29 protein-coding genes are annotated in these 21,133 nt (G+C 40.0%); 10 read left to right on the top strand and 19 right to left on the bottom strand.

Annotated features, from left to right (window positions below; translation table 11 throughout):
* The first annotated feature begins 240 nt into the window (after positions 1-240).
* The 4 genes from HF078_RS20435 to HF078_RS20420 all read left to right on the top strand — a co-directional run bounded on the left by HF078_RS20435 (position 241) and on the right by HF078_RS20420 (position 3,127).
* Entirely contained in the window at positions 241-966 is a 726-nt protein-coding gene (locus tag HF078_RS20435) for an alpha/beta hydrolase (protein WP_169292791.1), read from the top strand.
* Between the two features lie 396 nt (positions 967-1,362).
* Entirely contained in the window at positions 1,363-1,884 is a 522-nt protein-coding gene (locus HF078_RS20430; RefSeq protein ID WP_169292790.1) for a YjcG family protein, read from the top strand.
* Positions 1,885-1,887: 3 nt separating this feature from the next.
* Positions 1,888-2,313 carry a GNAT family N-acetyltransferase gene (locus HF078_RS20425; RefSeq protein ID WP_169292789.1) on the top strand — a complete coding sequence of 142 codons (426 nt, stop codon included), beginning with the start codon at positions 1,888-1,890 and terminating at the stop codon, positions 2,311-2,313.
* Between the two features lie 112 nt (positions 2,314-2,425).
* Positions 2,426-3,127, top strand: coding sequence for a DUF421 domain-containing protein (locus HF078_RS20420; RefSeq protein WP_169292788.1), 702 nt, complete (start codon positions 2,426-2,428; stop codon positions 3,125-3,127).
* Here HF078_RS20420 and HF078_RS20415 read toward each other — a convergent pair.
* Together HF078_RS20415 and HF078_RS20410 are read right to left on the bottom strand one after the other, a co-directional pair.
* On the bottom strand, positions 3,097-4,005 hold the full coding sequence (locus HF078_RS20415) for an MBL fold metallo-hydrolase (RefSeq protein ID WP_169292787.1): 909 nt from the start codon (positions 4,003-4,005) through the stop codon (positions 3,097-3,099). The two genes, HF078_RS20420 and HF078_RS20415, sit on opposite strands and share 31 nt — an antisense overlap.
* 30 nt (positions 4,006-4,035) lie before the next feature.
* The gene (locus tag HF078_RS20410; RefSeq protein ID WP_169292786.1) at positions 4,036-4,299 is read right to left on the bottom strand and encodes a hypothetical protein; all 264 of its coding nucleotides are present in this window, start codon (positions 4,297-4,299) and stop codon (positions 4,036-4,038) included.
* A 134-nt stretch (positions 4,300-4,433) separates the two neighbouring features.
* On the opposite strand from HF078_RS20410, the gene HF078_RS20405 reads away from it, so the two are divergent.
* The 3 genes from HF078_RS20405 (at position 4,434) to HF078_RS20395 (ending at position 7,587) form a co-directional block, all read left to right on the top strand.
* Complete coding sequence (locus HF078_RS20405) at positions 4,434-6,716, top strand: UvrD-helicase domain-containing protein (RefSeq protein ID WP_169292785.1); 2,283 nt, start codon at positions 4,434-4,436, stop codon at positions 6,714-6,716.
* Between the two features lie 163 nt (positions 6,717-6,879).
* A complete protein-coding gene (gene sda / locus HF078_RS20400; protein ID WP_169292784.1) occupies positions 6,880-7,041 on the top strand; it encodes a sporulation histidine kinase inhibitor Sda in 162 nt (53 codons plus the stop codon).
* Between the two features lie 75 nt (positions 7,042-7,116).
* Complete coding sequence (locus HF078_RS20395) at positions 7,117-7,587, top strand: hypothetical protein (RefSeq protein WP_169292783.1); 471 nt, start codon at positions 7,117-7,119, stop codon at positions 7,585-7,587.
* Positions 7,588-7,848: 261 nt separating this feature from the next.
* Here HF078_RS20395 and HF078_RS20390 read toward each other — a convergent pair whose 3' ends face one another.
* The 12 genes from HF078_RS20390 to HF078_RS20335 form a co-directional block, all read right to left on the bottom strand.
* On the bottom strand, positions 7,849-8,151 hold the full coding sequence (locus HF078_RS20390; RefSeq protein ID WP_168865280.1) for a gas vesicle protein: 303 nt from the start codon (positions 8,149-8,151) through the stop codon (positions 7,849-7,851).
* A 30-nt stretch (positions 8,152-8,181) separates the two neighbouring features.
* Complete coding sequence (locus HF078_RS20385) at positions 8,182-8,466, bottom strand: gas vesicle protein K (RefSeq protein ID WP_169292782.1); 285 nt, start codon at positions 8,464-8,466, stop codon at positions 8,182-8,184.
* The gene (locus tag HF078_RS20380; protein WP_169292781.1) at positions 8,427-8,681 is read right to left on the bottom strand and encodes a gas vesicle protein; all 255 of its coding nucleotides are present in this window, start codon (positions 8,679-8,681) and stop codon (positions 8,427-8,429) included. Before HF078_RS20380 ends, HF078_RS20385 begins: the two co-directional genes overlap by 40 nt.
* Positions 8,682-8,700: 19 nt before the next feature.
* Positions 8,701-9,522: a GvpL/GvpF family gas vesicle protein gene (locus HF078_RS20375; RefSeq protein WP_169292780.1), complete on the bottom strand. Its 822-nt coding sequence runs from the start codon at positions 9,520-9,522 to the stop codon at positions 8,701-8,703.
* 2 nt (positions 9,523-9,524) lie between these two features.
* Positions 9,525-9,788, bottom strand: a complete 264-nt coding sequence (locus HF078_RS20370) for a gas vesicle protein GvpG (RefSeq protein ID WP_169292779.1) — start codon at positions 9,786-9,788, stop codon at positions 9,525-9,527.
* Positions 9,788-10,549 carry a GvpL/GvpF family gas vesicle protein gene (locus HF078_RS20365; protein WP_169292778.1) on the bottom strand — a complete coding sequence of 254 codons (762 nt, stop codon included), beginning with the start codon at positions 10,547-10,549 and terminating at the stop codon, positions 9,788-9,790. The genes HF078_RS20370 and HF078_RS20365 overlap by 1 nt, the downstream gene beginning before the upstream one ends.
* A complete protein-coding gene (gvpN, locus tag HF078_RS20360) occupies positions 10,539-11,453 on the bottom strand; it encodes a gas vesicle protein GvpN (protein WP_169292777.1) in 915 nt (304 codons plus the stop codon). Before gvpN ends, HF078_RS20365 begins: the two co-directional genes overlap by 11 nt.
* A gap of 28 nt (positions 11,454-11,481) precedes the next feature.
* Positions 11,482-11,742, bottom strand: a complete 261-nt coding sequence (gene gvpO / locus HF078_RS20355) for a gas vesicle protein GvpO (RefSeq protein ID WP_240951813.1) — start codon at positions 11,740-11,742, stop codon at positions 11,482-11,484.
* 87 nt (positions 11,743-11,829) lie between these two features.
* On the bottom strand, positions 11,830-12,090 hold the full coding sequence (gvpA, locus tag HF078_RS20350; RefSeq protein ID WP_148989232.1) for a gas vesicle structural protein GvpA: 261 nt from the start codon (positions 12,088-12,090) through the stop codon (positions 11,830-11,832).
* A 1-nt stretch (position 12,091) separates the two neighbouring features.
* Entirely contained in the window at positions 12,092-12,400 is a 309-nt protein-coding gene (locus tag HF078_RS20345) for a hypothetical protein (RefSeq protein WP_169292775.1), read from the bottom strand.
* Between the two features lie 55 nt (positions 12,401-12,455).
* Positions 12,456-12,650 (bottom strand): hypothetical protein, encoded by a 195-nt coding sequence (locus HF078_RS20340; RefSeq protein WP_169292774.1) that lies wholly within the window; start codon positions 12,648-12,650, stop codon positions 12,456-12,458.
* Between the two features lie 384 nt (positions 12,651-13,034).
* On the bottom strand, positions 13,035-13,277 hold the full coding sequence (locus tag HF078_RS20335) for a YueH family protein (protein ID WP_169292773.1): 243 nt from the start codon (positions 13,275-13,277) through the stop codon (positions 13,035-13,037).
* A gap of 161 nt (positions 13,278-13,438) precedes the next feature.
* Between HF078_RS20335 and HF078_RS20330 the strand changes: the two genes are divergently transcribed.
* Positions 13,439-14,035, top strand: coding sequence for a biotin transporter BioY (locus HF078_RS20330; RefSeq protein ID WP_060665521.1), 597 nt, complete (start codon positions 13,439-13,441; stop codon positions 14,033-14,035).
* A gap of 48 nt (positions 14,036-14,083) precedes the next feature.
* Here HF078_RS20330 and HF078_RS20325 read toward each other — a convergent pair whose 3' ends face one another.
* Together HF078_RS20325 and HF078_RS20320 are read right to left on the bottom strand one after the other, a co-directional pair.
* The gene (locus HF078_RS20325) at positions 14,084-15,415 is read right to left on the bottom strand and encodes a Na+/H+ antiporter family protein (protein WP_169292772.1); all 1,332 of its coding nucleotides are present in this window, start codon (positions 15,413-15,415) and stop codon (positions 14,084-14,086) included.
* 216 nt (positions 15,416-15,631) lie between these two features.
* On the bottom strand, positions 15,632-17,140 hold the full coding sequence (locus HF078_RS20320; RefSeq protein WP_169292771.1) for a leucyl aminopeptidase: 1,509 nt from the start codon (positions 17,138-17,140) through the stop codon (positions 15,632-15,634).
* A 265-nt stretch (positions 17,141-17,405) separates the two neighbouring features.
* Between HF078_RS20320 and HF078_RS20315 the strand changes: the two genes are divergently transcribed.
* Positions 17,406-17,888, top strand: a complete 483-nt coding sequence (locus HF078_RS20315) for a divergent PAP2 family protein (protein ID WP_169292770.1) — start codon at positions 17,406-17,408, stop codon at positions 17,886-17,888.
* Between the two features lie 14 nt (positions 17,889-17,902).
* A complete protein-coding gene (locus HF078_RS20310; RefSeq protein ID WP_169292769.1) occupies positions 17,903-18,712 on the top strand; it encodes a cobalamin-binding protein in 810 nt (269 codons plus the stop codon).
* A gap of 51 nt (positions 18,713-18,763) precedes the next feature.
* On the opposite strand, the gene HF078_RS20305 is transcribed toward HF078_RS20310, so the two are convergent.
* From HF078_RS20305 to HF078_RS20295, 3 genes are all read right to left on the bottom strand, one after another.
* Positions 18,764-19,477 (bottom strand): 3D domain-containing protein, encoded by a 714-nt coding sequence (locus HF078_RS20305; RefSeq protein WP_169292768.1) that lies wholly within the window; start codon positions 19,475-19,477, stop codon positions 18,764-18,766.
* A 939-nt stretch (positions 19,478-20,416) separates the two neighbouring features.
* Positions 20,417-20,746 carry a YuiB family protein gene (locus HF078_RS20300; RefSeq protein WP_169292767.1) on the bottom strand — a complete coding sequence of 110 codons (330 nt, stop codon included), beginning with the start codon at positions 20,744-20,746 and terminating at the stop codon, positions 20,417-20,419.
* 160 nt (positions 20,747-20,906) lie between these two features.
* Positions 20,907-21,029: a YuiA family protein gene (locus HF078_RS20295; RefSeq protein ID WP_157860702.1), complete on the bottom strand. Its 123-nt coding sequence runs from the start codon at positions 21,027-21,029 to the stop codon at positions 20,907-20,909.
* Positions 21,030-21,133 lie beyond the last annotated feature (104 nt).

Here is a 21,133-nt window from a genome sequence, read left to right as displayed (position 1 = left end):
GCCGAGGAGGCTCCAACAGTGCCCCTAGGAAAGCGAAGCCATTTGTGGAAATCACCAGCGGTGTTTAAAGAAAATTCTAAAAACCCGCGGAAAGCGAACACCTGAAACGAAAGGAAATAGGGAGTTTGAAAAACTCTCGACAACAAAGCTTACCATTCAACAAATAGATGAAAGATATGGTATTATAGTGGGTAAAGCGCTTACCACAATAGATAAAGGCATCACAGGAGGTAATGAACAATGAGCAAAAACGTTGGGCGTATTGAGGAATTCACACTCTACAGCAATGAACTTAATGAAGAAATGACCCTAATGGTATACACACCAGCTAACTATTCACCACTCTATAAATACAACATCCTGGTAGCACAGGATGGAAAAGACTACTTCACACTAGGTCGTATTGGAAGCACAACGGACAAACTGCTAGCCGCAAACGAAATGCAAAATACCATTATCGTAGGTATTCCATACAAAGACGTAAAAGATCGTTGGGAAAAGTATCACCCAGACGGAAGCAAAAACAGTGCGTACATTCGCTTCCTTGCACATGAACTGACACCATATATCGATGAGAAATATCCAACGTATCAAATGGGTATGGGACGAGCTCTTATTGGAGATTCTTTGGCTGCCACTGTCTCCTTGATGACCGCTCTTTCTTACCCACACACATTTGGCAAAGTCATCATGCAATCTCCATACGTGGATGAAAAGGTCATGACTAAAGTGGAAGAATTCGGCCAACCTTCCTTCCTTTCTCTTTACCATGTAATCGGTACAAAGGAAACCGAAGTACCTACCACAAATGGAGAGAAGAAAAATTTCATCGAACCAAACCGTGCACTGCACTCACTAATGAAAGAAAAAAGATTTTCTGTATACTACGAAGAATTCGAAGGCACACACACCTGGACCTACTGGCAACCTGACCTAAAACAAGCCCTACCAAAAATGCTATCGTAATTTAAGTGAAATTAGTTGGCAGTTGGAAATTTAGAGCTGTGGATTGGAGCAAAAGGCGAAGACTCCTGAGGGAGATAGCGCTAGGTGGAGACCCCGCAGGCGAAGCCGAGGAGGCTCACGTCAGCCCCTAGGAAAGCGAAGCCATTTGCGGAAATCCACAGCGGTGTCTTAACAATATCTAAATTCAAAGACTCTTTCAGTGACCTTGACTAAGTCGAATAGGCTCCAGCACCGCCTCTCGTAAAACGAATATCCGGAACGAAAAACTACAGGTGTTATCCTACACCAATAGTTATTTAAGCATGAACGGGAAACTTTTCTATTCTTTTGAAAAAAATTACGATAAAATAAAAGTAGAAGTTACTATATTGCAAACGCTAATAGGAGGGATATTGGATGAAATATGGAATAGCTATTTTTCCGACCAAAAAATTACAAGATCTCGCAAATTCATTTCGAAAACGTTATGACACTCACTACGCATTAATTCCGCCGCATGTGACGTTGAAAACAGCATTCGAAATAGATGAAAGTGATATGAAATCAGTAACTGATGAGCTTGCTGCTATCGCGAAAGATACCACACCAATCCCTTTGAATATTTATAAAGTGAGCTCTTTTGCTCCAGTAAACAATGTCATTTACCTTAAAGTAGATCCAACAGACGAACTTTTATCCCTACATGAGAAACTTCATTCCGGCATAGGATATTTCCAGGATAATCGTGAATTTTCCTATGTGCCGCATATAACGATCGGGCAAAATTTATCTGATGATGAACACTCGGACGTTCTGGGTCAATTAAAAATGACCAATATTGAACATGAAGAAATGATTGACCGCTTCCACCTTTTATATCAATTAGAAGATGGAATGTGGACGGTTTATGAAACATTCCGCTTTGGAAAGGATTGCTGACCCTTGCATGTACAAGTAGTAGACACAGACAAAGAACTGCAGGATGCTTATTCTGTCAGGAAAACGGTATTTGTAGAAGAACAGAATGTTCCTCTTGAAGAAGAGATTGATCAATACGAAGAAGACTCCACCCATTTTGTATTGTACGATGAAGATCAAGCAGTCGGAGCTGGTCGCTTTCGTATTGTGGAAGGCATAGGAAAGGTAGAGCGTATTTGCGTCCTCCCTTCCTATCGTACATCCAAAGGCGCTGGTCGACTTATCATGAATACCATTGAAGAATATGCAAAGACAAAAGAAATGCATGTATTAAAGCTAAATGCTCAAACACATGCGGAAGCCTTTTATGCAAAACTAGGTTATGAAACGATATCTGACATTTTTATGGATGCAGGAATTCCTCATGTCACCATGACTAAAAATATCTAAATAGATATCTCTCCAAGGGAAACCGACGAGAGATATCTTTTTTTGTTTTCATACTTTACCTGCTCCTAACTAATACTACTGTCAAGGACCTAACATAAAGGATGACACAATAATGATGGACTACGGTCAAATTGCAGTAGAATTGGTAATCGGTTTCTTTGCCCTATTTTTCATTACCCAGATGCTCGGTAAAACTCAAATCACTCAAATAACGCCATTTGATTTCATATCAGCACTTGTATTAGGGGAACTTGTGGGAAATGCATTATATGATAATGATATAGGTGTACTAAAAATCCTCTTCACATTAGGGATGTGGGGAATTTTAATCTTATTACTTGAAACGATCACACAGAAAGTGCGAAAAACTAGAGGGATATTAGAAGGAAGACCGTCTATCGTCATACATAAAGGAATGATAAACAAAAAAGAGTTGAAGAAATGCAAACTAGATATTGATCAACTAAGACATCTACTTCGTTCAAAAGGTGCTTTCTCCATTCAAGAAGTGGAGTATGCCATACTTGAAACTGATGGAACTGTCAGTGTGTTAAAGAAACACCCATATGCTCAACCTATTAATGAAGATCTTAATATCCCTATTAAAAGTGTCACGCTTCCGATTCCTGTGATTTCTGACGGAGAAATTTTAACAGACAATTTAGATGAATTTAACCTCTCAGAGCAATGGCTAATAAACGAAATAAAAAAAATTGGCTACCATACCCCACAAGACATTGTATTTGCTGAATGGGAAGAAGGAAAGCCAATATATGTTATGCCTTACACCGAAGAAGATTCCACGACCAATTGATTGTCTCGAACGATTAGGTTCACGCGGTCTTCTTGTATTAACTTGGTCAAATAAGCTGTCACCGCTGTTCTGAATAACATAAATGACGGCACGTTGCGAATGGTAATTCCTTTTTCGTCGCAAGCTTTTGTGACTAGCTGTTCAATAGTTAGACCTTCTTTTTCTTGGATAACCAGCGAGAATAGTAAGAGCTCAATCTGGCGGTGAACCTGTATATTTTCTTCAATGGTAGGAAGGTAGTTTATTTCAAACCTCCCATGTCCAGGTACCGCACCTGCACATGGGAGGCTTTTTATTTTATCAAGGCTTTCCATTGTCTGTTTTGCATCGACAATATAAGGAATGCCATGTTTATGTATGACTTCCACACCGAAATAGGCGTCGGCGGCAAAAAGTATATCCTCGACCATTATCCCAAACTGATGATAACTGTGCCCAGGTAAATCAACGGTCTGAAAGTGGGCATTTTCTACTATCACCTCACCTGCTTCTTCAAGAATTAAATCCACTTTTACCGGCTTTCCCTCTAAAAACTTATTCCGCCATTCCTGGATTGGGTTGACGCCATGAAACAAGTACAATGGCTCAAGCATCGGTTCGTGAAGAATCGCAACTTCAAATTTAGGAGCGATTGTATAAACCTTATGTTGCCCTTGCAAATAGGCCGCTCCTCCATAGTGGTCAGCATGCGCATGGGTTAGAAATAAATGCGTTAATGGTAGTTCCTTGTTTTTCAGCGTTTTTAACACTTTTTTCATGGCCTGTTCTTCAAGCCCTGCATCAATGAGCATTCCTTCTCTGTTCGAAAAGCGCACATAACCTATGTTAACGGCCCCTTGAAAATAAAACACGTTATCTGTTATTGAATGAAACTCCACGTCACACACACTCCCTGTTTCATTAAACTACTATATGCTTTCGTGAAAGAAGCGTCCTTTTCCTGTTATGTCGGCCAATAATTTATCGGAAATGCCAGAAGCCTGCTTTTCTCTTTTTCGATTAAACTGATTGTGTTGGGTATTTTTATGGATTTCTTCCCACGATAGCTGCGGGTCCACTCGATAAAAAGTCGGTCTTATTACAGGATCAAGCTTAAGCCTTTGTTTCTCAGAAATAGTACGGTTTGCATATTGTGTGTAGGCATCCATTTGTACTGGTAAAACATATCCCATCACATTTCTCCCCTTCCTATTCTATCTATAATTTTCCCTGTTTTTGCATAACACAAACTTCCTTTGACTCGTGTTCTCTCTATATAATATGTGGTACTATGGATAAGATTGACGGTTATAAAGGAGTCTGCACAATGAAATCTGCTGTTTGGAAAGAACGAACATTACATATAAAATCAATGACTAGAGAATTGTATCAAGAGGTGTACGACGCCGGTGTAAAGGGCGATCTAACATGCAAAATCTGTGGTGAGAGGGTCAAGTTATATTTAGGATTAAGGAAAGAACCTCATTTTTATCACCTAGATGCTTCTATAACTCATAAAGAAGAAATACCGAAGACAGAAACAGTGATAACCCAAAAACAAGAATATGTGGAACGAGATGGATTTCGTTATCCAAAAACGAGAACTGTTATTTTGGAAAAAGAAAAGCCAGTGGAGACATGGAAAGGGCCAAAGCAGCTAACACATCTTCCTATCTTTATTAAAGAACATACGAAAAGCCATTTGAATATAAGCGGGTTCTTTCATGGATTACAAGAAAAAAATATATTATTAGATCCTGCCCAGCAAGAAGCAGTTTCGACAGTGGATGGGCCATTACTAGTACTAGCAGGTGCCGGCAGCGGGAAAACAAGGGTATTAATCACTCGGGTTGCTTATATGGTCCAAGAGGAACAAGTCAATCCAAAATCAATCATGCTAATTACCTTTACAGCAAAGGCAGCCAATGAAATGAAAGAACGACTGCGCCTATATGAGACCCCTGGTTCAAGAATGTTCGCTAATCTTCTATCTGGTACGTTTCACAGCATTTTCTACAGAATGCTTCAACACCATCACCCCCAGAGGTGGAACGGTGAGAACTTGTTGAAATGGGATTGGCAAAAGGAGCAGTTCCTAAAACAGGCCGGACGCAAGCTTGGTTTGGATGAAAAGGACTTCCCATTCGATCAGGCCATTCAGCAAATAGGCTATTGGAAAAATAATATGCAGACACCAAAGGAGATTAAACCGACCAGCAAGCTAGAGGAGCAGTTTCAAAGTTTATATCAGGACTATGAGGACTGGAAGCGAGAGAAAAACGTTTTTGATTTTGACGATATGTTGCTTGGCTGCTACGAACTTTTGTTGGAAAATCCAACTCTGCTCACGAAATATCAGGAAAGGTTTCAATATTTCCTGATTGATGAGTTTCAAGATATCAATAAAGTTCAATATGAAACAATGAAACTACTAGCCAAAAGCGGAAATATCTGCGCGGTTGGGGATGATGATCAGTCGATTTATGCGTTTCGAGGCAGCAGTCCCGATTATATATTAAACTTCCACAAGGACTTTCCCTCTAATAAAGTCGTCACCCTTTCTGAAAACTACCGATCAACTCACACAATAGTTGCGGCAGCCAATCAGGTAATTGAAAAAAACAAGAACCGCCGAGTGAAAAAGATGATCGCTCAACGAGACAATAAGCATTACCCTGTTCTTTTTTACCCTTATGATGAGGAAGAGGAAGCTACTATTATCGTACAAGATATGAAGGAACATATTGAACAAGGCGCCACCCCTAGTGACTTTGCTGTTCTATACCGGACCCATAGTGCGGCACGCGCAATTTTTGAGAGGCTCTCACAATCCGGCCTTCCATTCAAGCTTGATCAAGACTACGAAAGCTTCTATAAAAGACGGATTGTGAAAGGCATCCTTGGTTTCCTGAGATTAAGTCGTGACTCCAATGATGTTCAGGCTCTATCAGATATTCTGCCGGCTCTCTTCCTCAAGCAATCAAACCTTCAAGATGCAAAAGCCATTAGTATTTTGGAAGATTGCAGTTTAGTAAAATCATTGAGTAAATTGACCAATATACAACCGTTTCAAGTAAAAAAAATCAATCGGATCATCCCATTATTTAAATCACTTGCCACCGTATCCCCATCCGTTGCTTTGGAGATGATTGAAAAAGACATGGGCTTTGATGAATACATTAAGAAACGCGGTAATGAAGGGAACGCACTTGAAAAAGGATCCGATGACATTCGTGATTTGAAGGTAGTTGCCCGCAAGTTCAAGACCATCGCTGAATTTCTAGACCATGTGGAAGATATGATTGCCAAAACAGATGAGATGAAAAGGCTCAGCAAGCAATATACGAATGCCATCCATCTCTCCACCATCCATCGCTCTAAGGGGCTTGAGTATACAAATGTTTACGTCCTTAGCGCCGTCGATGGCAGTCTACCACATGACTTCGCACTAGAATCCTACCGAAACGGTGAAATCCAGGCATTAGAAGAGGAGCGCAGGCTATTGTATGTGGCAATGACAAGAGCCAAGGAATCCTTGCAGCTCTCCATTCCTATGAATCGTCGCGGAAAAAAGGCATATATGACTAGATTTATAAAAGATATTCTCTAACGTAAAGCGCAAATCCTTCTTTATTTTTAGGATGGCGCTTTTTCGTTTTGTCAACAAAAATTCAACAAAGAAAATTTATTTTTAGAATAGTTAAAAAGTGCGTTTTAACTGCTCCTATCTGGGTATGTACCCTTTATAGATAAGTGGAAAGGGGTAAAATCTTTTGAAAACATTGGATCCTCACCATAACTGTTCCATCACAAAACTGTCCGATGAATCTCTCCAGTTTGCATATGAAAATGCCAAAGCAGAGAATCTCGATCACTATTTTATACAGCTACTGGAGGCAGAACTACTGAAACGAAAAGAAGGTTGCGTGTATTAATTATTCTCCATTTTCTTGCTGAAAAATGATACTATTTAGAGTATATAGATAATTTTTTCGAAAAGGGGATATCCAATGACCAACGTCACACAGGAAGAGCAAGATTTACAATATACCTTTCATAGAAAAACAGCAATTAACTTATTCAATGAAGTATGGGATTTGATGGAGAAAGCGGAACGTACTCCAGAAGAAGATTTCCAAATGATACATAAAGCACATGCCTCCCGCTTTCACTGGGGCGAAATTGGTGAACCTGTTAACTTCTCCCGAGGCGAATGGCAAATATCAAGGGTTTATGCCGTTTTACAACGCCCAGAACCATGCCTCGCACATGCAAAAAGAAACCTTGAAATCGTTTTAGAGCATGAGATTAAGGACTTTGACCTCGCATTCGCATACGAAGCCCTAGCCCGAGCTTACAGCCTAAGCGGAGATAGTGCGGCAAAAGAAAAGTACCTTAACCTGGCAAAAGAAGCATCCATACAAATTGCAAAAGACGCCGACCGCAATATCGTGTTGCAGGATTTGGAGACGATAGAATAGATTTCCATGTCGCGCGATATATTTATTAGGTCATGGTATTTCTAGCTGTGGATTGGAGCAAAAGGCGAAGACTCCTGAGGGAGATAGCGGTAGCTTGAGACCCCACAGGCGAAGCCGAGGAGGCTCAAGCACCGCCCCTAGGAAAGCGTAGCCATTTGCGGAAATCAACAGCGGTGTTTAACAGACTTTTATTAAAATAGAAAAAAAACAGTGCTTCTCTTTTAAAACACTGTCCAAACTGATTTATGAAAGTATAATAGCTTATTCCTTCGGTGCTTCCAACCGCTTCTCCAATTGATCAATCCGCTCCAGCAACTTCTGATTCTGCTCTTGTAACTCCTGATTCACACCCCTTGAAGAAAAATAAGGATCCGTTTCCCACCAATCCATTCCAATCTCCTTCGCCTTATCCACAGACGCCACAAGCAATCGAATCTTAATAGTCAATAATTCCACATCAGCGAGCCCAATCTTGATATCTCCAGCAATAACAACACCTTTGTCCAGAATCTTTTCTAGTACTTCCACCAAGTTACTGGAATTTGACGGTGTTTGCATTGACATACATAACAGCTCCTTCACACGCTAAAAAAATTATAGAAGATTCCCTAGCGGTCCCAAATTAATATTTAGATCTTCATCATCTAAGTCGAAAATCTCCTTAAGGTCTTCCATCTTCAATTCCAAGTTCATCAATGCCGTCCCAAGCTTTTCGATCTCATCGTCTGTTAAATTGCCACTATCCACTCTTCTTAGTGCATGCCGCTCTATCAGTTGACGCAATAATTCTATTACCGTCAGGACAAGTTGGGATAACCCTTGCTCCACATTATCCGGGTCTAACTGGATCCTGCCGCTCTTTTCTGGTCTATGCTCCATTTTGTATCCTCCTCACCGATTATTTTTCGTTCATTGGATTCCATAAGTTTATCTACTGAGGTAATTAACAAACGCAAATCCAGGTATATCAAATCAATGTCCGCGATGGAGATGATAAGTTCCCCTCTTAGCACGACACCTTTATCCAATATGACATCTAAAATGTCCAGTAAAGAAACATCTTGATCAGGGTTTACACCATAATGCGTTGGCATCTTGTTCCCTTCTTTCTGGCTATAAGTTTGCGAAATGATAACATGGCCACGGACCGGTATATTCCATTGTAAAACCAAGCTCCTTGTATTCTTTCTGAAGATGTTTAACTTGTTGTAAGAAGGTATCTCTCTTATTTTCATTTAATAGATAAATGCCGTTCCAATTCATATCTTGCTTTCTACCGGACATTTCCTGGCTCCAGTTTTTCTTAACATCTGACTGGGAACACAAGCCTGTCAAACTTTTATGAATTTCATCACACTTACTTCTTTTCACATTTACAACGGCTTCTTCTATTTTTTGCTTCCATTTTTTCCGTTCAAAAAACTGCCTTCCTGGACTTAGTGTTTCGATTGCTTTTTCTTGTTCTTTGATGTCTGAGGAGTGCTCTACTACTTCTTCTTTGATCTTTTTATCGTCACAATAGATTTTTAGATTCCATTCTTCTTTTTGCGCAATATTTTCGAAGAGCTGGTGGAATTTAAGACCCTCAGATTCTATTGTTCTAGCTAAATTCTGTTCACTTTTGTAAATGGTACAGAACTTCAGCGGGATAAGTGTATAGTTATTATGAAGCTTTACAAGTGTTTCATGATGATGCAAGGCTTTCGCTTGCAACCATTCCATATCATGATTAACCTTATCTTCTATAACCTCTTCAGAAAATTCCTCTTCATCAATTTCACATAGGATTGCTGTCACTTCGCCTATCTGTCGCTCATATAAGTGATGTTGCTCATCAATTCCGGCCAATGGCATCAGCGGTTTATCTTTTAATTCTTCTGTAGGTACTAATCCATAAAGATAGAACAATGACTTGTCTGTTTTTGTTTCTGTCATGTTCAGCCACCCCCATCTCTTCTTTTCAAGTCTTCAAACATTCGCTGCTCCCTAAGTTTTGCCACTTCGTAACGTTGCAGCAGCTCTTCTTCTTGAGCATGATATTCTTCTTCTGTGATTTCATCTGTTTCCATTAACATTTCCAATTGAACTAGTTGCTTCTGAATATGATCAATATCATACATTTCCCGGTCCACTTCTTCTTTTATCTTTTCTCCGAGTTTCACTAACGCACCCATGGGGCCGGTAAGAAGTTTATGGATCATTAAGCTTCCTTCGCCTTCAATTTAATATCAATAAAATTGTAAGCAGGCCATGGACCGGTATATTTAAATTCCACTTTGTCCTGCCACATTTCATAGATTTTATTTACCAATTCATCAAACTCTTCCTCATGGTCTCTGTCTATCAAGAAACTTGCATTGATTAGCATCTTGCCTCCAATTGTTTCATTTTGTTTTGCAGAAACCGCTTTTTCGGCTAATGGCAAGAAAACTTCCTGCATGCAGATTTGCATTTTTTCCTTCATGAACTTCTGGGCCATATCTCCAAGTTCAATTCGTTCATAATAGGAAGCAGCTTCTGATTTACCACTGATTTTTTCCTTTAGCTTCATCGCTTTTTGGTTCTTGTTGATTTCAGCTTTCAACCAGTCTTCCTTACCGATTATTTTCAGGCCTACTTCTATTTTGTTTTCTATTTTTTTATAGATGTCTTGAAGATCTGTGTATAATGATTTCATCAAAAATTCAACATCTGCCTCTGTTTCAAATACATTTCCGAAGCTCATTGGGATGACCGTCGTTTTTTCCATTAGGGAAGACACGGCATTCTGATGTGTTAATAGGTTTTCCTTTTTAGGATGATAAATTTTGATAGGAGCCTTTGTGACCACCATAGAGAACTCCTTGTGATCAATGGTCTGAAGCTGTCCGGTCTTCCCCTCTAACACCACATCTCCCAATTCTATTTTTTTCTGTTCGTTTGGTATGACACAAAACGTATAATAGCCATGGTTATTTTCCATTTGCGTTCCCTCCAAAGGCTTTCTTAAATTCTTGAGTAATAAGAGATTGAGATCTAGATTGCTTTTCATATTCCATCCCTTTATGGACGGAATGCAACAATACGTCTATACAAAGCTGTTTGAAATTCTCATCTTCGGTGCTTCGATCCATTTCCTTTTGCTTTGAAATCGTTGCAATCATGATGGCAGCTCGGATACCTGGTGCATGCTTGCCTTTATTCAAGCATTTGTCTCTTAGTGCTGATATAAAATTGGTAATACGAGTTGCATCCTCTTCAGATATTTCTACTTTCTTTTTCAAGATTTCAGTTTCAGCATCCTTTTCCATATATCCAAGTTCTATCGTAATCATTCGGTCCAGCAAGGCATCCTGAGTGTTGTGAACGCCTGCATATTCTGCAGGATTACTCGTAAAAATGATGGAGAAATTCTCATGAACTTTTACCCATTTCTCCTCATGCTTGGAACCATATAAAGGAAGAACTCCCTCTTCAATAACCGATAGGAAAAGATTGTTTGTTTCAGGTTTGGACCGTGTAAATTCATCGTAGATAAGTGTATATCCGTTTTTTACCGCTTCCAATAAAAGCCCTTCCTGGAAAGACTCTTTCATTGTTTCTTCCTTTTTCATGACGGAGCGGACATAATTATCCACTAATAGCTTCTTGGTGTACCCGTTAAAGTCTCCAAGCAGATCTGCATTGGTCATTTCTTCATGCCCTTGCAGTACCACCACCGGCCTCTCTAGTTGTCTGGCAACATGGAGAGCCATGGATGTCTTCCCTACTCCGGTCGGTCCAGTAAAATGGACGGGGAAATTATTTTTCAAGTAGTCTACCGTTCTAGAAGAAATTTCTTCGACCTTAGCATGTGTCACAATCTCCTTCTCCAGCTGTTTGTTCATGTCCTACTACCTCCATCGCAAATGGCCCTTACTCATTGTTCAAATCTATGGAACTTCTAGACCGCAAGCCCCTTCGATTATATGATTCTACTTCCATTTCTTTATTAAGCTTGGCATGATAAACACCCACCATTTGGTCTTTGGCATATGCCTTCATGTATTCTTTTTCTTCTATTACTTCGACAACAACGTCCCACCCCTGATCAGTAGGCTGCACAGCTGTAATCTTATATGGAGGTTTTACGAACTCCGTAAAAAAATCTGTTACCTCTTTCAACACCTTCTTCATGCTCAATGCCAACCCCACCTTTATGGAAAATGGAACAAAGGCACATGTAATATGTGCCTTAATTCCCAAGTATTCATTTATCAACTATTATGCATTTTGACGTTCTGTAGATTGTCCGGATAAGTGAAATTCTCCGTCCATTAGGTCATCTCTTAATAATCCAACCGCTTCTGCATAACGTAACCATGTATCCACACTGGCAATAACGACGCGCGCTTCCACCGTGATCAGTTCGATTCCAACGAGGGATACCCGTGCATAGACGTCAATGACGACACCCTTGTCTAGAATTCTATCGATTACTTCTGCAAGACTGGATCCATCCGTACTTTTTTGAATAGCTGCCATTTTACTTCACTCCTTTAATGTCACTCACATTTGGGATTTGATCGCTTCGTTTCACGGAATTCATTCCATTTAAATCATCAGCCCGTTTTACATTTGAATAGGATTTGATTCCACTGGAACGACTTCCCTTTCCGATTTTTTCTTGAAAGCTTTCGCCTGCATCTTTCACTTTCTTCAATCGATCTTTCACCTTTAAAAGCGAGTCTTGCACTTTTCCCTGGATGTCCTCTGCCTTGCTATGAACCTTGTCTGCAAACTGTTCAGTGGAATCATCTAGATTATCTGATACATTTTGGACTTTCTTTTGCATCTTGTTCTTCGTTTTTTCCTTTTTATAATCGACATATTGTTCCGTCGCTTCTTTTCTAGCTTTCTTTAACAGCTTCTTCTTCAGTTCCTTCAGGTTGCTGCTCCCCTTCAGTTCGCCAAAAAAATTTCATCACCTTATTTCGACGTTCTTTCTTAAATAGTAAAGCCGAGCTTGCTGCTACACTTCCGACAACTGCCCCTGTCACCCACTTGTTTTTACTAAGTTGCACGGCACTATCTTTCACACTCATTTACATCCACTCCTTTAAGCGATTTTTATTCTGTTTCAGGTTATATTCACTCTCTGTCTAATCTTTAAACAAAAATCAGGAAATAGGGTACTATTCCCTACAGATTTAGTAATTGATTCCTTGAGTGGGAACTTTTCTTTTCTTGCCAGAAATAAAAAAACCGGGCAAGGCCCGGTCAGTTTAATAGCTTATATTAATGTTAGTTTTTGATTATATCCGCTGTTGATTGGGATTTTTTACTTCCATAGGGATTATATAATTCAACTTTTCATTTTATTAGCCACATTTTGTTTTATTGTCCACTTTACGCCATATAAAGGCGATTCGACACACATCGACACATTCAATGTTGAAAAGGCTCACAAATGGCCCACAGGATTTTTTTTACATTTCACGAACCCATTGGACAAGCTTTAGGGATAAATGGGTAGCATCCTCTTCAGAATCTACAACAGATTGGAACTCCGCCTCCAACCTCTTTGTCAAACTCGTATTATCCTCCTCGTACGGTATGATAGTAGACCATTTAATAGACGGAATCGCGATCAACGTCTGCTCGTCTTTTTTATTCTCATGAATATACACACTTACCGTATTAACCTCTAAATTGGCTTTTCTAATCTTCATGCAGAAACGTCCTCCTAAACTTTATAGTTCATATTTTAGCGAGGCTTATTAAAATATTCAACCTCGTCAATTGTTAACCAAACAAATAATGGTGTTGACAACTATCAAACTTTTAGATTATCATTTTATTGTTAACTATATACAACAAAGGGGTTTACATTATGAAACGTTCACTGTCAACATTGGATATTACTTATGCAGCCATGTTTGTTGCCTTGATGGCAATTGGTGCCAACATCGTCTCTTGGATGCCATTTCTTCAAATCGGTGGTGTTCCACTATCTATGCAACCATTTTTCTGTGTTTTAGCTGGAATTCTACTAGGATCAAGACTTGGAGCCATTTCCATGATCGTGTATTTATTAGTAGGTATTGCTGGTGCACCAGTTTTTGCTCAGTTTAGTTCTGGGTTTGCAACAATCGTTGGACCGACTGGAGGATTTCTATTATCCTATGTGGTTACCGCTTTTGTAGCAGGTCTAATTGTTGAAAAGAAAGCTCAACCGAATCTTGGCACTTTTATGATTGCCTCTTTCGTTGGAATTATCCTTATCTATGTTATCGGAACAAACTACATGTTTGTCATTCTCAATTATGTACTTGAAATTAGCACGCCTTATGTAGCAGCATGGGCTACAATGACCTTATTTGCTGTTAAAGATGTGGTGTTCACAATCCTTTGCGCAATGCTTGCATCACGATTATTTTATGTCGTCCATAAAACAACTAAAGCACCACACACACGTAAGGCTGCATAATGAACAAAGCCAGGCCGCAAAACGCGCAGCCTGGCTTTCTTGTGTATTTTATAAAATCACCGCAGCAATACAACCAAAAATAATCAGCGGGATATTGTAGTGTAGAAAAGTCGGTACACACGTATCCCAAATGTGGTTATGCTGACCGTCCGCATTCAAACCTGAAGTCGGCCCAAGCGTACTATCAGAGGCAGGAGACCCAGCATCACCTAGAGCAGCAGCCGTACCAACGATAGCAATGGTTGCCATTGCGCTAAAGCCAAGCTCCGCACATAACGGGACAAATATCGCTGCAATAATAGGTATCGTGGAAAAAGAAGATCCAATCCCCATCGTGATAAGAAGCCCGACAATAAGCATAGCTAATGCTGCAAGTAATTGATTAGATCCAATCCACTCTGCAGAAGAAGCAACCAATGTCTCAATATGGCCAGTCTCTCTTAGTACACTGGCAAACCCAGAAGCTGCAATCATGACGAATCCGATGAATGCCATCATACGCATACCTGAAGTGAGGATAACATCGGTCTCATTGGATTTCATTACTCCGCCCGCATACAGGATGATGATACCTACAAGGGAACCATAAATCATTCCATCTACACCAAGCACGTCACTTAAATAGACTTGTGTAGCAAGCGAGATTACAACCGCCACAATAGCAATAATGACGGACTTCTTTGTATATGTCTCTATTGCTTGATCAGCAATAGCCTTTTGTTCGTATGTTCTCGGCTTTTTATAGCTGAAGAAAACCGCGATTAGAAGTCCAACTATCATTCCTGAAACAGGAATTAACATGGCAGTCGGAATAGAGGATAAGCTGATATCCAAACCGCTTTCTTTCATATTCGTTTTTAAGATACCGTGAAAAATACCACCAAAACCGACAGGCAACAGTATATATGGTGCTGTTAGTCCGAATGTGATGATGGTCGCTGTTAGCCTTCTGTCAATATTCAGTTCATTCAATATTTTAAGTAATGGTGGAATTAGGATTGGAATGAACGCAATATGAACGGGAACGACGTTTTGGGACATAATCGATACTGTTAAAATAATTAGTAAAATTAGTACTTTAGATAATTTCTTTTTTCGTGTATCTTCTTTTGTTCCCACAAGTTTGATTGCACCTTCGACAAGTGCATCCGGAAGACCTGTTTTGGATAATGCCACTGCAAAAGCACCTAAGAGTGCGTAACTAAGGGCTACCGCTGCATTTCCTCCCAATCCATCTGTAAAAGTATTAATAGTGGTTTCGAGGCCTAAACCTCCCACCATTCCTCCAATAAAAGCACCTGAAACCAGGGCAAGTACAACATTTATTCTAAGTAAACTTAATGTAAGCATAACCAATACGGCTATGATAACTGCATTCATACTAAAGACTTCCTTTCTTTCTGTGTTTCTTGTTGTTTTTAACTTTAGTTAATTAAATCATTAGAGAATTAGAGTGAGAAAGCATAAAGATAAATTAACATATATTTTTAATGACTGTCAACGGAAAAGTTAGGAAGAGGACTTGAAGGGAAACGCGCAAAAAAATAATGCGCACCCTAAATTAGGATGCGCATTGTATACACTCTATATAAACGATTAATTTTCTTCTGTTTGTCCAAAACGCTCTACTAGCGTCACTAGAGTTCGAACCATTGCTCCTGTCCCACCGCTTGGTCCAAGGTCATGTGCTGACTTTGCAGTTGCTGTGCCTGCTATGTCCAAGTGTACCCACGGTGTACCTTCTGCGAATTCTCCAATGAATGCTCCTGCAAAAATAGCGTGTCCGTCGCGACCAGGTGAGTTGTTCAAGTCGGCTACCTTACTGCTGCGAACTCTTTCTTTTGCATGATCAAAAATTGGAAGTCTCCACATTTCTTCTCCCGCTTCATGGGATGCTTCAAGCACTTGTTCAAACCATGCTTCGTCATTGGTCATCGCGCCTGTCGTATGATTACCTAACGCGATAATAACCCCGCCTGTAAGGGTAGCAACATCAACAAGGTAGTTAGCACCGTGTTGCTTAGCATAGGTTACCGCATCTGCTAATACAAGACGCCCTTCCGCATCGGTGTTTAAGATCTCGATTGTTTTTCCACTCATGGATGTGATCACATCATCCGGTTTGAAGGCTTCTCCGCTTATCATATTGTCTGTTGATGCAATAACTGCTAGGACATTTTGCTCTGGCTTCAGTTCTCCAATCGCTTCCATTGCTCCAAGAACAGTTGCCGCTCCACCCATATCTGTTTTCATTCCGACGATGCCGTCTTTAGGTTTGATGGAATATCCTCCAGTATCAAAAGTGATTCCTTTTCCAACTAAACCAATCACATCTGTCCAGTCTTCTTTTCCTTGATATTTCAACACGATCATCTTAGGAGGTTCCACCGACCCTTTGTTAACAGCTAACAAAGCACCCATTCCAAGCTTCTCCATCTCTTCTTTTTCAAGGATTTCTAGTTCAAACCCATACTTCTCTGCTAGGCCAGCAGCATGGTTTGCCAGGTCTGTGGCAGTCAGCATATTTCCTGGCAGGTTAACAAGCGTACGAGCAGTATTTGTACCTTTTGCAAACACATATCCTACATGTGCACTTGCTCCCACTTCTTCTTTATCATGATCTGTCAGGAGAATAACCTGATCCAGTGTCACTTCTGGTTCATTAGATTTTTGCTTATATCCATCAAACTTATAAGTGGATAATGAAATGGACTCCCCTATCGCATGAGCAGCGTCTAACACATCCACATTTTCCGTTACAAAAGTATCAAGCGCCACTACAACATGGTTAAGCCTTGATTCTTGAATGGTTTTACCCACTTTGCCAAAAACTTTGCGCAATTCAACGAAAGTTAGTTTCTCTTCGCGACCTGTCCCCACTACAAAGATTCTTTTATAAGACGTTTTGCCGAATGTATGTATTCTTGCTAACTTTCCTTTTTTTGCAGATATGTCTCCATCCTTTAATAACTGCGTCAGATGCCCTTCCAATTGAGAATCTAGTTCTCCCAATAAACCATCTAACTTGCTATGTTTCTCGGAAAGGCCTACTACTAGTGCCTCCTGTTGATTTGAAAAATCAGCTTCATTATGTACGACAAACATATTTGTACACCTCCATTTTATTATAAGTTAATTATATCGAACTTATGGAAATATTTCGAGTTTCTAATCATATTCAAAGTGATCCAGATTAGAAAAGTTTGTGCTCTAATCATCATTTTGTCCTATATTCACCTTAACAAATTCGTTATAATGATTCATAATAATAAGAATATTAACTATACATAATACTCTACTTAACGTGCTACATCCCGTAAGAAAGGGTATAGTAATAGATACAACTGCAGAGAAAGGGCGATTCTATCAGATGGAGTTATTTTCTAATTTTCCTTTATGGGCTGCTTTGGCAGCAATCGGATTTGCACAATTTGTAAAGGTACCTATTCAATATATTGCCTCAAGAAGAATTGATTGGTCCTTGATTACAAGTACAGGTGGAATGCCAAGTTCCCACTCCGCTGCGGTAACTGCCTTGGCTACAGGCGTTGCATTTGAAACTGGAATGGATTCTCCCATTTTTGCAGTAGCGACTGTATTTGCAATTATTGTCATGTTCGATGCAACCGGAGTTAGAAGACATGCCGGCGAACAAGCCACTGTATTAAACAAACTTGTTGGAGATTTCAATCGTTTTGTGGAAGAGACTAAGAAGTGGCCAAAAATGAATGAGCAAGAAAAAGTAAAAGACCTGAAAGAATTGTTGGGACATAAACCGATTGAAGTATTTTTCGGTGCGATTACTGGAATTTTGCTGACCATCGTTATACATTACTTTGTTCATGTCTTGTAAAGGGGGATAAAGTTTTGAGACTCATATCTATTTGTCCGAGTAACACAGAGTTACTCCACTATCTAGGTTTGACAAGCACACTAGTTGGAGTGGATGATTTCTCTGATTGGCCTAAAGAAGTTTCAAATCTACCGAAGCTTGGACCAGATTTGAATATCAATATGGAAAAATTGGAAGCCTTGAAGCCTGACTTAGTATTGGCCAGCTTAAGTGTCCCTGGAATGGAGCGGAATGTTCGAGAATTGGAAAAGCGCTCTATTCCTCATGTGGTACTAAATCCGCAATCACTAGAGGATATTGCCCGTGACTTGTTGACGGTAGGAGAACTTACAAATTCTTCTTCCAAGGCAACCGAGGTTGTTTCTTCTATGCGTGAAATTATCCATACATACAGACAGTTAGCTACATCCACCCAGGAGAGACCTGCTTTGTTTTGGGAATGGTGGCCAAAACCAATTTTCACTCCAGGCAAGGTCAATTGGCTGACGGAAATAAGTGATTTCGCAGGGGCGATAAATATCTTTTCCGATATAGATGTAGCCAGTTACCAGACAGAATGGGCAGAAGTGGTGGAAAAGAATCCTGATGCGATCTGTATGATCTGGGTTGGTGTAAAAGAGTCAAAAATGAATCCTAAGCATGTGATGAAGCGGGAAAATGCCGAGACGATCAAAGCTGTTCAAAACTCCCAAATCTATGTATTAGAGGAAAGCCTCTATTGCAGGCCTTCGCCAAGGCTTATCTTAGGATTACAAAAACTCGCTTCCCTTCTTCATCCGAATAGCTTTCCTGCCTATACAGGAGAAGATGCTTTACTTAAATAACAAAAAGCCGTATCCTCAGAAATCATTCTGAAAGGTACGGCTTTTGTCCTGCTATTCTCCGCTGCCTCTGTATTGCTGGCGGAACACCTGCATGCTTTCTTCTTCGTTTAATCTTGTCAACTCTTCCTCGGTCAATGTACCATCGCCTTTTTTAATAATGTAAACTTCGATGGTCTGTTTGCCCCAATCATTGAATACTTCATCTACTGTGTCGTAATAGAGATCTATCTTATTCCCTTTAATTGCTCCGCCAATATCAGCGACTACTCCGTACCCATAGCCGGGTATAAAAAGTATCGTACCTATCGGAAAGACATTGATATCTGCCGCAATGGTAGAATATAAATCCCTTTTAACTTTAAGTCCTGAGTATGTAATTCCATAGCTTGGATCGCCAGGATTTTTGCCTGTTGATTCATAGCCTGCTGTATATCCAGTTGCGTGAACCGTATGTGTCTCGTATTGATTCCAGTCTAGATCCTCAAGCTTCTTGGGTTTTTCTATCGCCTCTTCTGCTGAGACCATGGTAGGTGTCGCAGAAAGGAAATTCAACTGTTTTAAATTCAGTCCGATTTTCTTGAAGAAACCCTCTTTTTCTTCTTCTTGTTTTCCTTGTCCATTAGTGGCATATATGTTATTTTCTTTTAGCCAGTTGTGAATGGTTGATGCCTCAACACCTGATATGGATTGGAAGGTTACAGACAAGGCTAGTACAAATAGTAAGCCAAAAACCGTCCTTCGAACAATCATTTTCGCTATTTTCATGTGACACACTCACACTCCTCTCACAAGATATTCCTTCCCTGTTTTTAAGAAAAGTATTCCTTTTTTGTGAGAAAAGCTAGTAAACACCTATTTTTACCAATTGAAAATAATAGATTAGTGGAGTATCTCGGGGAATCAGGCAATTAAAAAAAAGTGCAAAAACGGAGGGGTCTTCTTTATCAAAAGTTAGTGGTGTTAGTGTTAATAGCCGCTGTTCCTTTCCGCAAATGGCTTCGCTTTCCGCGGGACGGTGCTTGAGCCTCCTCACTTCGTTGCGGGGTCTCAACCAACCGTTTCTCCCCCGCAGGAGTCTCCGCCATTTGCTCCAATTCACAGCTGTAAATCACATAAACGTTAGGTTAATGCTTATTCAATAAACCCAATTAGATTGCTTTTCATAAACCCTTGGATAAGTTTAGACATCTTGTTGATTGGAGTGAAAGGCGCAATAACGCCCGCGGGATGAAGTGACAGGCTTACATCCCAATACGTAGGAAGTCACTGAAAAATTGATAATGTAAAGGAAAGGTTAAACTGTCTTATAGAAGCGCTCTATTCACCCGAAGACCTTTAAAAAACAGTTAATCTGTCTAATAGAAGCGCTCACACCCGAAGACCTTCAAAAATTGCTTGCTGGTGATTGGAACAAAAGACGAAGACTCCTGAGGGAGACAGCACTAGCTGGAGACCCAGCAGGCGTAGCCGAGGAGGATCTCTTCAGCCCCAAGGAAAGCGAAGCCATTTGCAGAAATCAACAGCGGTGTCTTAACATCAACAACAACATCTAAATTCAAAGACTTTTTCAGTGGCTTCCAGGAGCGAGAAGGCTCACGGACCGCCCACATGCAAGCGTAGCGCATGGAACGGAAATCAACCGGTAAATATACTTTCTTATCCTAAAAAAAGAACCGGCTAACTGGGCCGATTCTTAACTTGACGTTAAAACATTTGATATCCATTTTTGCGAAGCATTTTAATAACTATACCAGAAGTTATTGCCCCAGCTAAGCCACTCACCAATATAGTGATATCTGCCACCTGTAAGGACGCCACCTCTGAGCCAAGTTTTGAAAAAGCACTGCCAGGCTGCCTGAAATAATCGATCAACCTCACATCATCCTGAGAGATGATCCACACACATACTAAAGGATATATAATGGCCATAATCCAAGACATGCGCAATAACATATTTAAAAGGAATCCGATCCCAAAGAAAAGCACGAAAAATAAGACAACAGATATAAGTAAAATTGGTATATTCAATACCAAGCACCTCCATTACACATCTTTTCTTAGTGTACTGAAAGCGTTGATACGAGTCAATTATTTTTGGCATTCAAACAAAAACACAATCGCAATTGTCCTAAATACGTCATAAATGACCTATCATAGAACGAGCGCGATTGTGTGTAAAGCATCTATTAGCTATTTATTTCCTTCCGCTTCCTCCACAACAGGAACAAGTTTCAGATCCACCTAGCAATAACTGAAAATATCCTTTACCTGAACAATACGGGCAATCCTTTTTCTCTGTTTGCAGTTGATTTTTCATTCCATATCCCTCCAGATGATTTTCTCAAAACAGAATTTAATTTAATTTAATTTTCTGATAATATATCATCCTTTTACGGTTAAAGGAAAGGGACAAAAACGGCT

The sequence above is a fragment of the Bacillus sp. RO2 genome, from assembly GCF_012911845.1.
Taxonomy (GTDB): Bacteria; Bacillota; Bacilli; order Bacillales; family Bacillaceae_I; genus Sutcliffiella_A.
The sequence above is the reverse complement of the archived record's forward strand: the minus strand, read 5'-3'. Positions and strand labels throughout refer to the sequence as shown.